The sequence below is a fragment of the Xanthocytophaga flava genome, assembly GCF_030068545.1.
Taxonomy (GTDB): Bacteria; Bacteroidota; Bacteroidia; order Cytophagales; family 172606-1; genus Xanthocytophaga; species Xanthocytophaga flava.
This window is the reverse complement of record NZ_JASJOR010000006.1, coordinates 97,612-112,337: the sequence shown is the minus strand read 5'-3', so window position 1 is coordinate 112,337 and position 14,726 is coordinate 97,612. Positions and strand designations below refer to the sequence as shown.

Genomic DNA, 14,726 nt, shown 5'->3' with positions numbered 1-14,726 from the left:
TTAATGAATCATTAGAGAGCAATCGTATGAGCCGTATACAACAGTTTATTGAAAGAAATCTTATTCTGTTAGGCATATCACTTACAGTTTTACTGATGATTGTATCATCTGCTTTAAGCTGGTATAATAAACAGGAAATGCTTAGGACAACTGCTATAAAACTGCAGGCTGAAGAGTTGAGAAAACGGATTGATGACATCTTCACTCAGCACATTACCAAAATGGACCTTGGTCTGAGAGGATATGGACTAACTCAGAATGAACAGATGTTAATACCCTACACGTCTTCTATCCAGATGAATAAAGGTACCATGGCCAAAGTAGACAGTCTGCTACATGTACAAAATCTGGATACCTCTCGAGTTCAGTTTGGTAAAATAAGAGAAGCTGTTAATGCTTATATCTCACATTGTGATCATATGAGGGATTTGGCAAAAGAAGGAAATACAGAAGAGTTTCTTGCTTTATTAAAGCTGGATAAAGGATATGATTTGTGGAAAGTGTATTCTCCATTTGCATCCCGGCACCGGAAATATGTTGATACTATAATTCAGAAAGCTCAGGCAGATTATGAAGCTGCGATGAGCCGTAATCTGATTGTACAGGCAATTCTCCTGTTAATTGGGCTGCCCATACTGGGTTTAGTAGTCAGAAAGTTAACTATAGATGCTGCAAGCCGGAAAAAGTTATTGTCTGATCTGGAAGAGAATAATGAAAAATACCTTTTTAACCCAGGTAATTCTGATCGGGATGAAAGTTATGAGCAGGTAGTTGCCACATCTATTCAGAACTTTAAAGAAGCATCTACGTTGGTAAAAGCTATGTCTGCCGGAAACTTTGAAGTGAACTGGAAAGGATTAACGGATGCAAATAAGGCATTAAATAAAGAGACGCTGGCAGGTGAGTTACTTCAGATGAGAGAGCAAATGAAACTTGTAAAGGCAGAAGATGAAAGACGAAACTGGACCAATGAAGGGCTAGCCCGTTTTTCAGAAATTGTAAGAAATAACCAGAATAATCTGGAGAAATTATCAAATGAAGCAATTTCTTTTCTGACCAAATATCTGAAAGCACAACAAGGTAGCCTTTTTGTAGTACAAGGTGATAGAAAAGATGTAGTTCTGGAAATGTTGGCCTGTTATGCATTTGATCGTAAAAAGTTTATACAGAAGCAAATCTCTGCTGGATCAGGTTTAGTAGGGCAGGCTTATCTGGAAGCAGATACTATTTTACTCACAGATGTGCCCAAAGGGTATATGGAGATTACATCGGGATTGGGTGATGCTACACCTGGTTGTCTGGCAATAGTTCCGATGAAATACAATGATATGGTAGAGGCGATTATTGAGTTAGCTAGCTTTGAACGATTTGAAGACTATCAGATTCGCTTTCTTGAAAAGGCAGGTGAATTTGTCGCTTCAGCTATTCTGACTGTAAAAACAGCAGAACACACGGCCCGACTCCTACAGGACTCTCAGGAACAGGCAGAAATGCTGAAATCTCAGGAAGAAGAGTTGCGTCAGAATATGGAAGAACTGGCTGCTACTCAGGAAGAAATGTATCGTAAGGAACGGGATCTGGAAGAGCGGTTAAGAATGCTGGAAAGACAATAGATTTGTATCACATAATGAATAAGGAAAAAATAAGAATACGTATTCTTTCAGAAAATAGTGTAGTTTGGCCGAGGAATATAGTATAGGGTATCTTTTTTGAAAGAATATGCATGTATAAATCAACCTTTGTTCATCTATGTGGAAAGAAGAAGACAATAAACTGAAGAAAACATTTCAGTTTAAAAATTTCGTAGAGGCCTTTGGCTTCATGACTAAAGTAGCTATTGAAGCAGAACGTATGAACCACCATCCCTGGTGGGCTAATGTATATAATCGCGTTGACATAGAATTAAATACGCATGATGCAGGAAATATCGTAACAGACAAAGACCGCAAACTGGCTGATATTATCGATAAACTGGCTACCAGTTAAGAATATACATGAGCAAATGAGTAATGATCCCTGCCAAAGAATACTATCTTTGCAGGAAATAGAAGCTATACTCATTTGCTCACGTATTTATTTTCATGACTGCCCTCACTCTTGTTCCTACTCCCATTGGTAATCTCGAAGATATAACCCTTCGTTCTATACGAATCCTGAAAGAAGTAGATGTAATTCTGGCGGAAGATACCCGTGTAACAGGCCATTTACTAAAACATCTGCAAATACAGAAACCTTTACAAAGCCATCATGCATTTAATGAGCATCAGACTGTAACAAAGCTTATTGAACGCATGCAAAAAGGGGAACGGATGGCACTTGTTACTGATGCAGGTACACCTGGTATTAGTGATCCAGGGTTTTTGCTGGTACGAGCATGCTTGCAAAATGATCTGACTGTGGAATGTTTGCCTGGTCCAACGGCCTTTGTCCCAGCTTTGGTAAAATCTGGCTTGCCAACAGAGCGGTTTGTTTTTGAGGGTTTTCTACCGCAGAAGAAAGGTCGTCAAACACGCTTGAAAGAGCTTGCTGAAGAAGAACGAACTATGATTTTTTATGAATCTCCCCATCGGTTGCTAAAAACATTAGAGCAGTTTATAGAATATTTTGGAGCAGAGCGTCAGGTTTCAGTGTCTCGTGAGCTAACAAAGCTTTTTGAAGAGACAACCAATGGTTTGTTACCAGAAGTATTAGCTTATTATCAGCAAAAGCCTGCGAAAGGGGAGATTGTCATTGTGATTGCAGGGAAGAAAGAATAGTTTATTCCTTTGAAAGGAAGATATAAACGGTAGAAAGTTTGCTGACAAAAGTCATCCGAAGGATAATGACAAAAGAGTATCCTATAACGTGTAAATTTCTATATTTGCGCAAACCTTTGCTTAAATTACATGCAAAAAATGATCCTGCGAAGCTTTCTGCTGGGAATGCTTCTATGTATAAAAGCCTCATACGTTCATGCTGTCACTTTATCGCCTAAAGCTACAGTATATCTTTTGACAATAGCTCCGGGAAGTGATCTGTACTCTACCTTTGGCCATACCGCTCTATGGATTCAAGATCCCGAACTAAGAATAGATAATGTATATAACTATGGTACATTTAGTTTTGGAGAGCCTACATTGGTAGGACAACTCTCTTTTGGTGTGAAGTTTGCACGTGGCAAACTCCCTTATATGTTGTCTATTCATGGTATGGAACCCCTGGTTTATTCCTCCCAACGCGATAACCGTTCCGTAATAGCTCAACGTCTGAATCTTTCAGACGATCAAAAAAACAAGCTTTTTGATTTACTACAGGAAAATTACAAACCTGAAAACCGTTTTTACCGATACGACTTCTTTTATGACAACTGTACCACACGTGTACGGGATATGTTGCAAAAGGTATGTGGTGATGATTTAAGATATGGTACAAATATCGAAACGCTGACATACCGTCAGTGGTTTGATCGGTATGCAGGACAACTACCTTATGCCGATATGGGGATGGATCTTGGTGTAGCATTACCGGGAGACCATGTGGCAACCCCTTATGAAAGTATGTTTCTGCCTGATAATCTAATGAAGCTGGTTGCTCAGGCAACCATTGTACGTAATGGAAAGATAGAAAAGTTTGAGACAGCAAACATGGTATTATTTCAGGCTACTGAGGTACCTGTAGAACAAACCTTTCTTACTCCTGCTGTTTTGTTCTGGATATTATTCGGCTTAGGTATCTTACTTACCTTGTGGCAATGGCGTGGCACCGGACGCCAGTTTTGGGTAGATGCTATTTTCTTCTCTATCATTGGACTATTAGGGTGGATTTTATTGCTATTATGGGTGGGTACGGATCATCAGGCGACCATTAAAAACTGGCATTTGGTCTGGGCATGGCCTTTACATTTGCCCATCGCTATGTGGTTGTTAAAGAAAAATAAGCCACATTGGTTACGTCTTTATTTCTTAACATATCTGGGAGTCTTGATTCTGCTTTTGTTAGGCTGGAAATTAGTTCCTCAAGAATTGGATTATGAATTAATACCTTTAGTTTTATTATTGGCTTTGCGTTCAGGATTTCTGGTGTATCGGTTACGCCTTTCCTTGAAACAAGCTTCTTAAGTTTATTTGTTGTTCAGATTGTTTTACCTTAATTCTATATACTATGAACCTATCTCAGATTTGCCAGGATGCTATTGCCATTGTAAAAGAAACCGGCGCATTTTTGAAACGAGAAGTAGAAGCATTTGACAAGTCAAATATAGAGTATAAAGGTGCTGCTAACAATCTGGTATCCTATGTAGACAAAGAAGCTGAAAAACAACTGGTTGCTAAGTTAAGCTTGTTGGTACCAGAAGCAGGTTTTATTACGGAAGAGGGAACAATTGACAAACATTCTGATACACTAAATTGGATTATAGATCCTCTGGATGGTACAACCAATTTTATTCATGGATTGCGCATATTCTGTGTAAGTGTGGCTTTAGTAAAAGGCAAGGAACCATTGGTAGGCATTGTATATGAACCTAATTTAGATGAGTGTTTTTCTGCCTGGCAGGGTGGTGGGGCTTTTTGTAATGGCCAACCGATCAAAACATCTAATGCAGAGTCCTTGCAAGATAGCCTTATCTCTACAGGATTTCCTTATTCGCTAGCTGGTAAAATTACAGACCATCTTACCATATTACAGGAGTTTGTATTACAATCACATGGCATTCGCCGGTTAGGTGCAGCAGCTGTAGATCTGGCCTATGTAGCTTGTGGCCGTGTTGAAGGGTTTTATGAATACAATCTGAAAGCATGGGATATGGCAGCAGGAGTACTATTAGTGACAGAAGCAGGTGGAAAGGTTTCTGATTTTAATGGTGGAGATACTTATTTGTTCGGAGGTCAACTGGTAGCTGGAGCTGCAAACGTTCATGAACCTATGCGTAATTTGATTGCGTCTTACTGGAAGAATGTGGAACTGTAAAAACATTCAAGCATTCTGTTGAGATAGAAACCAACTTATACATTTTAGTGTTCAGGGAGTATGGCAGAGAATATTATCATCGGAATCATCTTTTTCAGTGCATTAGCGTATCTGTTTACTGTTGTTCGTAAACAGTTTTCAACGAAAAGCACTGGGTGCGCCAAAGGTTGTGGAGGTGCTTGCTCTACTATCGACTTTAAAAAGATAGAGGCTGAAATGCAGAAGAATAAACAGACTGTTTAAGTCTGACTAAAAATGTATTTGTGGACATAAAGGCATTGTAATAACGCATATTCTTTCATTTGCGATCTGTTTTACTTGTCTTTTCGCTTTCCTATCTTTTCCTTTGTCTCACAAATCCAATTCTTCGCCTTTTAATTTTCATACGCTTGATCTTATTCTTCAAAATACTTTTCAAAGATATTTATCATTTATGGCGTACACGATATAGTCGTACGTTTCTGCGACTGGCTTTTCAATACGGAGATGTAGGACGGTATAAGCCAAGAGAGATAAATTTCCTGAATTTTGAAATAGTGGTTCCCGATTGTCAATCTTTTTTGTGGCAGTTTAAAGAGATCTTCGCAGATGAGAACTATCGGTTTCTTTCAAACACTTCTTCTCCTTTGATTTATAATTGTGGTGCTAATATAGGTATAGATACTTTGTATTTTAAACATCTGTATCCAGACGCACATATCAAAGCGTTTGAAGCTGATCCGACAATTGCCGGATATTTATCCCGTAATATTCAGAAGAATAATCTGCAAAATATAGAAATCATTAATCAGGCAGTATGGAATGAGAATACTACTATTTCATTTTCTGCTGAAGGTGCAGATGGTGGCTCTGTGATTGTAGGAGCCAAGACTACACAGGTACCTGCCACACGTTTGAAAGACTGGCTGGAAAAAGAAACGATGATAGACCTGCTTAAAATGGACATTGAAGGGGCAGAGGTTGCAGTAATACGGGATTGCAAAAATAGTCTGGGAAGGATTCGGCATCTTTTTATTGAGTATCATGCTTATCTGGGCGAGCCACAGGCATTGGGTGAAATTCTTCAAATTCTGACAGATAGTGGTTTCCGGTATTTTATCCGTTCAGAAGCAGATCGTAAACAGCCATTTGTTAATCGTACTAATCACAAGACACCTGTGATGGATTTGCAATTGAATATATTTGCCTATAAGGACTAAGTACTTGCATATAAAAGCATATTTCCCCTTTCAACAAAATCCTGAATCGGTTGAACGTCACGTTAATCAATACCTACCAGTCCAGCGGAGGTGCTGCTGTAGCCTGTCGTAGATTGGCACTGGCTTTACGAAAGAGTTATACAAATGCAACTTTACTGGTACAGGAACAAGCCTTTCCAGAAGACTTTGTAACTCCTGTAGCAACCTCTTATCTACAGAAGAAAGCTGTTTTCGGGCGTTTTGTAGCAGAACGATTGTATTTCTATTTTTTTGAAAAGTCAAAACAGGTACGATTTGCTTTCTCTCCCGGAGTTGCTGGTATTGATATCAGTACTCATCCCGCTATTTTACAAGCAGATGTTTTGCATCTGCACTGGATTCATTTTGGATTTTTGTCATTAGGATCTTTAAAAAGGCTCTTATCACTGAATAAACCAATAGTGTGGACATTGCATGATATGTGGGCTATGACAGGTGGCTGTCATTATAGCGGAACCTGTGCTCATTATTTATCCCATTGCCATGAATGCCCGTTTTTGAAGCATCCGTCTGAGAAGGATTTGTCCTATCGGATTTTTGAGAAAAAGAAGGCTCTGTTACAGAATGCTCCTATTCATTTTGTAACCTGTAGTCAATGGCTGGCGGATAAGGCAAGGCAGAGCGCTTTACTACGACAATTTCCTGTAACAGCTATTCCTAATCCTATAGATACAGAATTGTATCAACCTATGGATGTATTGGCTTTACGGGAAAAGTTAGGCTTGCCAGTAGATAAGAAGTTGCTTTTGTTTGGAGCTATGAATACACAAGATCCTCGTAAAGGTTTTGCTTATCTGGAAAAAGCGCTTAATCAACTCTATGAAGCTGATAAAAATCTAAAAGAGCAAATTGAACTTGTAATTTTTGGAAAGGCAGAAGAAGAGGTTTTGCGACGCTTACCATTTCATGTACATGACTATGGATCAGTAAAAGGAGATACTGCATTGGTAGAATTATACAATGTCTGCGATGCTATGGTATTACCCTCATTAGAAGATAATTTGCCCAACACTGTAATGGAAGCACTAGCATGTGGTACACCAGTCGTAGCTTTTGATACAGGTGGTTTACCAGAGATGATTGATCACAGACAAAACGGCTATCTTGCTGTATACAAATCTGCTGAAGATTTATCAAAAGGGATCTTATTTGTACTGGAAGAAAAAAGACAGGAGTCTCTTTTGCAGAATGCCAGACAATCAGTGTTGCAACGTTTTACAGAAGAACATGTTGCTGGACGATACCAAAGTTTATACCACTCGATTAGCCATAAAAAGAAATAAAAAAACTCCACCAGAGATGAAGTTTTTTTAGATGTACCTTAAGTTTATGAAGAAAACTTAGTCATAAAAATATACTTGTTAGAGTTATCTGGAATCCTGCATATTGGGTGATTTATTCATAAAGGCACATATCATGTTCTTGATTTTTAAGTACTTATTAAAGCATACTAATCAGGCGTTGTTCTTCCATTTTAGGTTCAGGAAGTGGCACTTTAAGTGTCTTTAGATTAATCTCTTTTACTACTTTATCTTTGCCATTGAAAATAACAAGCTGATAAACTGCGTCTTTAAGATCTCCCATATTGAGTTTTAACCAGCTTCTGCGTTGTCGTTTACCAAGAGATGTGCTAAAGTACAATTCCCCTTTTTCATCTTTGAGTTGAACGATGATGCTTTTGCTGGAATAGTTATCTACCATAACGTTCATCACAAGAGCATCTTTTTTGGGATACATACCTACTCCAAAGCTTCGGGTTTTGGTTTGATAGTGATTATTTTCATTAAATTTTTCTGGTTCAGGATCATCATTTTGTGGAATTGCGATAGCAACAACGCTTACTAAGATAGCGATGCATACATTCAGAAGAGTTTTCATAGTTCAGGAAAAGTTAAAGTGGATAATAGGGGAAAGTTAAGGACTGAGTAAAAGGCACATCTAACCCAAAATGCGTGATTTGGAGGAATGGATACAGGACTGGATAAATGGATATTTGCTTATTGGGCTGTAAGAGTATGATTTTGAAAAGAGAATTCTAATGAAATACGCCAAATTCAGATCGATAAAGGTGTTTTAGCTAATAAAAAATGAAAAAGGTTAGGAATGATCTCCTAACCTTTTTTTAGAACTATACGCTAAGATGCTGGCTTATTTTACGACAGCACCAAAGATTACTGTAAAACTTGCATTATTTCCACCACCAATGCTGGGAGCAGAATTATCTATATTGAAAACCCGGCCATCTGTAAGAGTGACAGTAGGGTATAAGATCAGTTCGTCATCTTCACCCATATCGGCAATGCCATTTGGTAAACCAAATGCTGTAGCAACCTGAGTAGCTGTGATTACACCTCTGGCTTTCCCATTCGTAAAGTCAGTCTGAGATAAAGAAAGCACTAGTTTGCCTGTAATGGTATCTTCTGTGCTGGCATCAATGTAATCTCCGATAAATTGTACAGTACTTAGATTCTGATTGATAGAATAAGCGTCAAACTCAATGGCTGAATTACTGAGATCATCACTACTGAAGTCACTTTTATCTTCATCAACAATAATCCGCATGTTGACACCTTCTTCAACTTGAGGTATGCGAATACGGTCATCATCCCGACAAGAGAAAGTGAATACTAAGGTTACGAATAGAATTATATAGAAAGCAAATGTTGATTTCATAGTATCAAAGTTAGATTGTGAGAAAGGTTAATCTACATCCCAGAAAACTTTATCTGTTGCAATATTTCTTGGTGCAGGGGCATTTGGGTTGATTTGTAAGTCTGTAACTGAATACGGAAGCGAGAGTATAAAGCTTCGGTTAAGAACTGTAAAAGGGTTGTTATCCGTATTGGGATCAAAAGGTTTGGGATAACCTGTTCTGCGAATATCATTATAGGCTTCTAATCCAAATCCAAAGTTGGCAATCCATTTTTCTGTCAAAATTAACTCAAGTTTCTTTTCTGTATTTGCAGCAGTATACAATGCCAATACTTTTGATGCATAGCTACTGATCTCTGTAGTCGACAATGTAGGCGCACCTGCCAGGTCTGCAATCTGATTTACCTCTTTGAATGATTCTGTTATGGCCTGTTCAAACAGCTCCTCTGCATCCTCTCCGGTATTCTTGGTGAGAGCCAGCTCAGCTCTTACATAGAGGCTATTGGCATACGTAAACAGGCGTTGGTAACCAGCCCCCTGTAATCCGCTACTTTGATTCACCACACCTCCTTCTCCATCATCATATTTTCCTCCTACGGGATATAAACCCAGCATGGTTTGTGATTGATCCTGATCAAAACCTTCATTGGGGTCAATATTTAAAGAGGCAAACCATATAGATAAAAAGGCTCCATCCCGATAGGACACAGGATTTTGTGCATCTTGATCAGGAGTGAGCTGATTAAAGAAATAATAGGGGATACGAGGATCTTCAATACCAAATAAGATTGGGTTGAGTGTGCTTTTCCCCTGCATAATCTGATAAAAGTAAGGACTTATATTATACTGAGGACCCTGTACATATTCCTGAATAAATGAAGGATGCCTGTTTTCAGGAGCTGTAGTGCTACCATACCGCAATTCAAAATCATTGGAGGCTGCACTCATCAAATCTCCTTCTGCAATCAATGCTTTGACTGCGGCATCATCATAGAGACTGGTTAGTTGTATCTGATTGTATAACTTGAGTTTTAGTGTTTTGGCTAGTTTTCGCCAGCGATCTACATTTCCACTGAAAAATAAGTCACTGGTACCTGTCGATAGAGAGGATGTTTTTGCCAAATTGGCAATACCTTCATCAAGTAAAGCAAATAACTTGGGATAGATTTCCTGACCTTTGTCAAATTCCGGATAAGGGTTTTCTGCTCCAAGCGTTGCATTGGTATACGGAATATCTCCCCAGACATCCACCATAGCACTTGCTGCATAGGCCTTTAGTATTTGTGCAATGCCCACAAACTGCCAGGCTTCCTGTTCTGTGCCGAGGTTTATAATCTGACGAAGGTCGGTAAATGCACCTGCATATAAATTGTCCCAGGCTTGTTGAATAGGAAAATCATCTCCTACAATGAAGTAACTATTCCAGTTGTCTCTAACCACAATTTGATGAGAGAAGCTGGAAAGGGGCTCTGAAAGTCCCGATGGGCCCATGCCTAATGAGTTGGTTATATTAAGCTGAGCATAAGGCAATAGCTGACGTAATGGAACTATGGTTGGATTATTAGGATCCTTATTAATATCCAAAAAGTTGCTTTCACAACCAGTTCCCAAAAATATTACTGTCGAAAACAATAGGATTTGTATATATCGAATGATCTTTTTCATATAGAGAAAATAATTGTGTCTAGAAAGTTAATCTTAGATTGACTCCAAAGCGACGCACAGACGGTGCTGTATTGTATTCAAATCCTTGTATGTTTAAGCTTCCAAAGGTGCTGGTCTCAGGATCAAATCGAGTGTATTTCGGAAAGTTGGGAGCTTTATACCAGATATTACGTCCAGTGAAAGAAATTTTTGCTGAACCAAATGGCGTTTTCTGCATAAGTTGTTTGGGAAGTTCGTAACCTAAGCTAACCTCTCTCAAACGGATGGTAGTAGCATCAAAGACACTCCATTCATCTGCTCCATTTACAGCAAACGTATCACCAAAGTATAGATCATTCATTTCCACCTGGATGTTGTTAGGAATAGTCTTACCGTCACTATCAAGCAGAGGTTTTTGGGTGTTCGGATCTCCCAAGACGCCTGGAATTACATAATTCATTTCTCTTTTCTCTGTATCTTTGGTTACACCGCGACCTAACATTGCCTGTACAGTAGTAGAATACAAGTCACCTCCGTGGCGATAGTCAAATACAGCTCCCAAAGTGATTCCTTTCCATGTAAATGAGTTCGTAAGTCCGATGATAAAATCAGGATTGGGATCTCCTATAATCTCTGGAGTGGATGATCTGATTAGTTGTCCATTGGATGGATCAATCAGTAAGTTTCCATTCTCATCTCGTGCAGAGACACTACCTCGAATTACACCATAAGGTAGGCCTGGTCGTAATACTGGAACTACGCTACCACCAAATAGTCCCTGGATTTCTATTTCCTGCAGACCACTTACTAACTCATCTACCCGATTTACGTTTTTGGTAAAGGTGCCATAAATATTCCATCGGAATCCATTGTTTAAAGAGATTGGAGTCACATCAAGCCCAATTTCAACCCCTTTGTTAGTCATCGTTCCAAAGTTGGTAAGCAGGAAATTAAACCCGGAGGCACGAGGGAGTGAAAGAAAGCCAATCTGTTCAGTAGTTTTAGTATGATAGAACGTGAAATCTATACCCACCCGATTGTCTAATAATCGTAACTCTGTACCTAACTCAACAGATCGGGTGAATTCCGGTTTTAGGTTAGGGTTATAATCTGTATTGGAAAGAGTAGCTGCCGGAATCCCTTTGAATGGAAAATCATTGTCAGGAAGTGCACCTATGAGGTTTGAGCTGGCTCCCAGATTTAACTGATAGGTTGGGAAAAGTGAATAAGGTGGTGCGTCATTTCCTACTTTTGCCCAACTGGCTCGTATTTTACCTGAATTCAGAATCTTGGATTGTATACCGAAGGCTTCTGTAAATACAAAAGATCCATTTACTGCTGGGTAAAAGAAGCTTCGGTTAGACTTCGGTAAGGTTGACGACCAATCATTACGTCCTGTTACTGTCAAGAAAGCATAATCACGATAACTCAGCGTTGCATCCGCAAAAATACCATATAACCGACGTCTCTGATAGGTACCACCAAACGGAATCACACTATTGGTATTATCAAGGTCAAGAATGTCAAAATCAATCATGCCTGACCCCTGAAAACTTTGATTTTGTGTAGTACGTTGATTCACATTATGCCCTACTACTACTTTCAGGCCAAGGTCATCAGATAGTTTGCGACTGGCAGATAGCAAGAAATTAGATTCTATTTCTGTGAAAGTTGTATTTGTCTCTGTAATTTCTCCGATTCCGCCACCACCTCTTGAGCCAGGGCGATACCATTCCAAATCCCGTTGGCTATATGTATTGATACCAATTTTGTAGGATGCAGTAAGCCAGTTAAAAATGTCATAACTTGCATTGATACTGGCTAATACACGGTTGATGTTTGCATTAAATCCATCGTATTTGGTACTCCAGTATGGATTAGTAGATTGTCCGGTGGATACAAAAAATATATTCGCATGTGTAATCGGATTTTCAAAAGGTTGGCCCTGAAGATCCCAATTTCGTCCAAGAAACATAGTACGACCAAATGCCGACGCATTTCCAATCGCATTGTTTGCTCCACCTGCAGGCCCGGATTGCAGGCTATTGGTATAGGCAAAGTTACCTCCTATAGTCAGACCGTTTTCAAGAGTGGTACCACCTCCCAGGCTTAAATTGGTACGTTCAAATTTTGAATTAGGTATATAGCCATCCTGATTCATTTTTGATAGGGTTGCCGTTAGGTTTCCTTTACCTGTACTACCTGCCACCGTAATAGAATTCTCAAATACCCTTCCGGTTTTGAAAAAGTCCTTTACATTATTAGGATAAGCCTGATATGGGACTTTCGTTCCCGCAAGTTCAGGAAAGGCAGCAGAGACAGATGGCCAGATAGGTATAGAGTCAATAGTAGGATAAGGAACTGCACCTTTGAAAGGAGCACCCCAGGAACCATTGGAGGCAGCATAGACAAAGCCAGTTCCTGTACCATAACTATTTTGGTATTTAGGTAGGTTGGCTATGTTTTCAATAGAATAAGAGGAAGAGAATGTGACTTCTAGTCCTTTCTTTGAGCTTTTTCCTGCGCCAGTCTTGGTTGTAATGACCACAACCCCATTGGCAGCGCGTATGCCATACAATGCAGCAGCTGCTCCTCCTTTCAATACAGTCATGGATTGAATGTTGTTAGGGTCCAGATCTGCTATACGGCTTGAATATGCACCACCTCCTGATAGTTGCGAATTGCCACCTGAATTTGCTCCATTGGTTGAATTATCATACGGAATGCCATCAACTATAAACAGAGGCTGGTTATTTCCAAAAAAGGATCGGGTACCTCTGATTGTGAGGCGGGTTGCACTACCTGGCACACCACTGGAACCTATAATGTTAACACCTGGGACTTTTCCTTGTAAACCTCTAAGTACATCAGGTTCAGATACTTGTTGCACTTTAGATGCATCTACTTTCTCAACAGAATATCCCAATGATTTCTGATTACGCTCAATACCAACTGCTGTTACAACTACTTCGCTTAATGCCTGAACATCTGGTATCAGCGATACATCAATAGTAGATCGGTTACCTACCTGTATTTCTTGATTCAGATAACCAACAAAGCTGAATAACAATGTGGCATCACGGGGAACACTGATACTGAACCTGCCTTCTACATCAGTGATTGTTCCTGTAGTAGTTCCCTTTACGGATACACTTACACCTGGTAGAGCAGATTTGTCTTCGCTGACTACTTTTCCTGTTACCGTAGTGTTTTGTGCCCATATTGAACTATTGATTAGAATCCCGAAGCAAAACATGAGTAAGATCTTTTTCATAGGCAAAAAATTGGGTTTGTGTACATGAAGTATGCACGCTTACAGAGCGTGATTATCAAATATAGACACTATGAAAAGGGAAAAAATCACACAGATTGGGTGATTTTTGAGAGAGGAGAATGCGTGGTTAACAGCTTGTTATATCACAGGAAATCAAATGGGGAAATCCATACTATATAGAAATAATAAACCCGGATAATTCCGGGTTTGTGAACAGGATATATAGCTGTGGTAATTTAGATAAGACGTTCCTGTACAGCTTTCTCGATAGCCTCTGCTTTGGTGTGCACCTCAAGTTTCCAGTAGATATTTTTGATATGAGTACGGATGGTTTCTTTGTTTACAAATAATTCTTCTGCAATGTGTGTATAGCTTTTGCCTTTAGCCAGCAGTTCCAGTACCTCCGTTTCACGTTGTGTAAGTGGGGTGTTTTGATTTTTGTGAAACGACGCTACCACTCTTCGGGCAATACTGGTGCTCATAGGTGCGCCACCTTCCTGAATGTCTTTAATGGCTTCAAGAAGCTTGGCAGGTTGTACACTCTTGGTTAAATAGCCTCCTGCGCCTGCACATAAAGCCTTAAAAATCAGTTCGTCATTTTCGTATACTGTAATTACAATGACATTGGTTTTGGGGCGGCTTTTTTTAATTTTTTCGATTCCTTCAATCCCATTCATTCCACTTGGTAGTTCGATATCAATCAGGACAACATCTGGAGAATCCTCGCACAAGTTTTTGATAGCCTCCTCACAGCGATTGTAGGTATTAACAATCCGAAAGCCTGGTGTGCCATCAATAAGCATCGAGAAACCATTACGGATAATAGTATCATCTTCTACAATACATACCTTAATTGGGGTAGTACTTTTTATATTTTGCATAGAGATTATAGGTGTAGGTAGCGTAAACATAGTTGATCGAATAAAAGATACATATTGATTAAAAAAGTCTCATGGCTTGTACGAGCGGTT

General features: G+C 39.4%; 13 protein-coding genes. 8 read left to right on the top strand and 5 right to left on the bottom strand.

From position 1 onward, the window contains the following. Positions 1–26: 26 nt before the first annotated feature. The 8 genes from QNI15_RS11080 (at position 27) to QNI15_RS11045 (ending at position 7,468) form a co-directional block, all read left to right on the top strand. The gene (locus tag QNI15_RS11080) at positions 27–1,613 is read left to right on the top strand and encodes a GAF domain-containing protein (RefSeq protein WP_314031790.1); all 1,587 of its coding nucleotides are present in this window, start codon (positions 27–29) and stop codon (positions 1,611–1,613) included. A 136-nt stretch (positions 1,614–1,749) separates the two neighbouring features. Continuing rightward, the gene (locus QNI15_RS11075; RefSeq protein WP_314031789.1) at positions 1,750–1,986 is read left to right on the top strand and encodes a 4a-hydroxytetrahydrobiopterin dehydratase; all 237 of its coding nucleotides are present in this window, start codon (positions 1,750–1,752) and stop codon (positions 1,984–1,986) included. Positions 1,987–2,081: 95 nt separating this feature from the next. Beyond that, positions 2,082–2,756 carry a 16S rRNA (cytidine(1402)-2'-O)-methyltransferase gene (gene rsmI, locus QNI15_RS11070; protein ID WP_314031787.1) on the top strand — a complete coding sequence of 225 codons (675 nt, stop codon included), beginning with the start codon at positions 2,082–2,084 and terminating at the stop codon, positions 2,754–2,756. Between the two features lie 129 nt (positions 2,757–2,885). Beyond that, positions 2,886–4,097, top strand: coding sequence for an Lnb N-terminal periplasmic domain-containing protein (locus QNI15_RS11065; RefSeq protein ID WP_314031785.1), 1,212 nt, complete (start codon positions 2,886–2,888; stop codon positions 4,095–4,097). Positions 4,098–4,140: 43 nt separating this feature from the next. Then, on the top strand, positions 4,141–4,947 hold the full coding sequence (locus QNI15_RS11060; protein WP_314031784.1) for an inositol monophosphatase family protein: 807 nt from the start codon (positions 4,141–4,143) through the stop codon (positions 4,945–4,947). A gap of 60 nt (positions 4,948–5,007) precedes the next feature. After that, positions 5,008–5,190: a FeoB-associated Cys-rich membrane protein gene (locus tag QNI15_RS11055; protein ID WP_314031782.1), complete on the top strand. Its 183-nt coding sequence runs from the start codon at positions 5,008–5,010 to the stop codon at positions 5,188–5,190. 146 nt (positions 5,191–5,336) lie between these two features. After that, positions 5,337–6,146, top strand: coding sequence for an FkbM family methyltransferase (locus tag QNI15_RS11050; protein ID WP_314031781.1), 810 nt, complete (start codon positions 5,337–5,339; stop codon positions 6,144–6,146). Between the two features lie 50 nt (positions 6,147–6,196). Next, on the top strand, positions 6,197–7,468 hold the full coding sequence (locus tag QNI15_RS11045; protein WP_314031779.1) for a glycosyltransferase family 4 protein: 1,272 nt from the start codon (positions 6,197–6,199) through the stop codon (positions 7,466–7,468). Positions 7,469–7,625: 157 nt separating this feature from the next. On the opposite strand, the gene QNI15_RS11040 is transcribed toward QNI15_RS11045, so the two are convergent. The 5 genes from QNI15_RS11040 to QNI15_RS11020 all read right to left on the bottom strand — a co-directional run bounded on the left by QNI15_RS11040 (position 7,626) and on the right by QNI15_RS11020 (position 14,636). After that, a complete protein-coding gene (locus tag QNI15_RS11040; RefSeq protein ID WP_313977134.1) occupies positions 7,626–8,063 on the bottom strand; it encodes a hypothetical protein in 438 nt (145 codons plus the stop codon). 270 nt (positions 8,064–8,333) lie between these two features. Next, entirely contained in the window at positions 8,334–8,858 is a 525-nt protein-coding gene (locus tag QNI15_RS11035) for a hypothetical protein (RefSeq protein ID WP_314031777.1), read from the bottom strand. 27 nt (positions 8,859–8,885) lie between these two features. Then, positions 8,886–10,502 carry a SusD/RagB family nutrient-binding outer membrane lipoprotein gene (locus tag QNI15_RS11030; protein WP_314031776.1) on the bottom strand — a complete coding sequence of 539 codons (1,617 nt, stop codon included), beginning with the start codon at positions 10,500–10,502 and terminating at the stop codon, positions 8,886–8,888. A 19-nt stretch (positions 10,503–10,521) separates the two neighbouring features. Then, the gene (locus tag QNI15_RS11025) at positions 10,522–13,755 is read right to left on the bottom strand and encodes a SusC/RagA family TonB-linked outer membrane protein (protein WP_314031775.1); all 3,234 of its coding nucleotides are present in this window, start codon (positions 13,753–13,755) and stop codon (positions 10,522–10,524) included. Positions 13,756–13,991: 236 nt separating this feature from the next. Further along, a complete protein-coding gene (locus QNI15_RS11020; protein ID WP_313995341.1) occupies positions 13,992–14,636 on the bottom strand; it encodes a response regulator transcription factor in 645 nt (214 codons plus the stop codon). Positions 14,637–14,726: the final 90 nt, after the last annotated feature.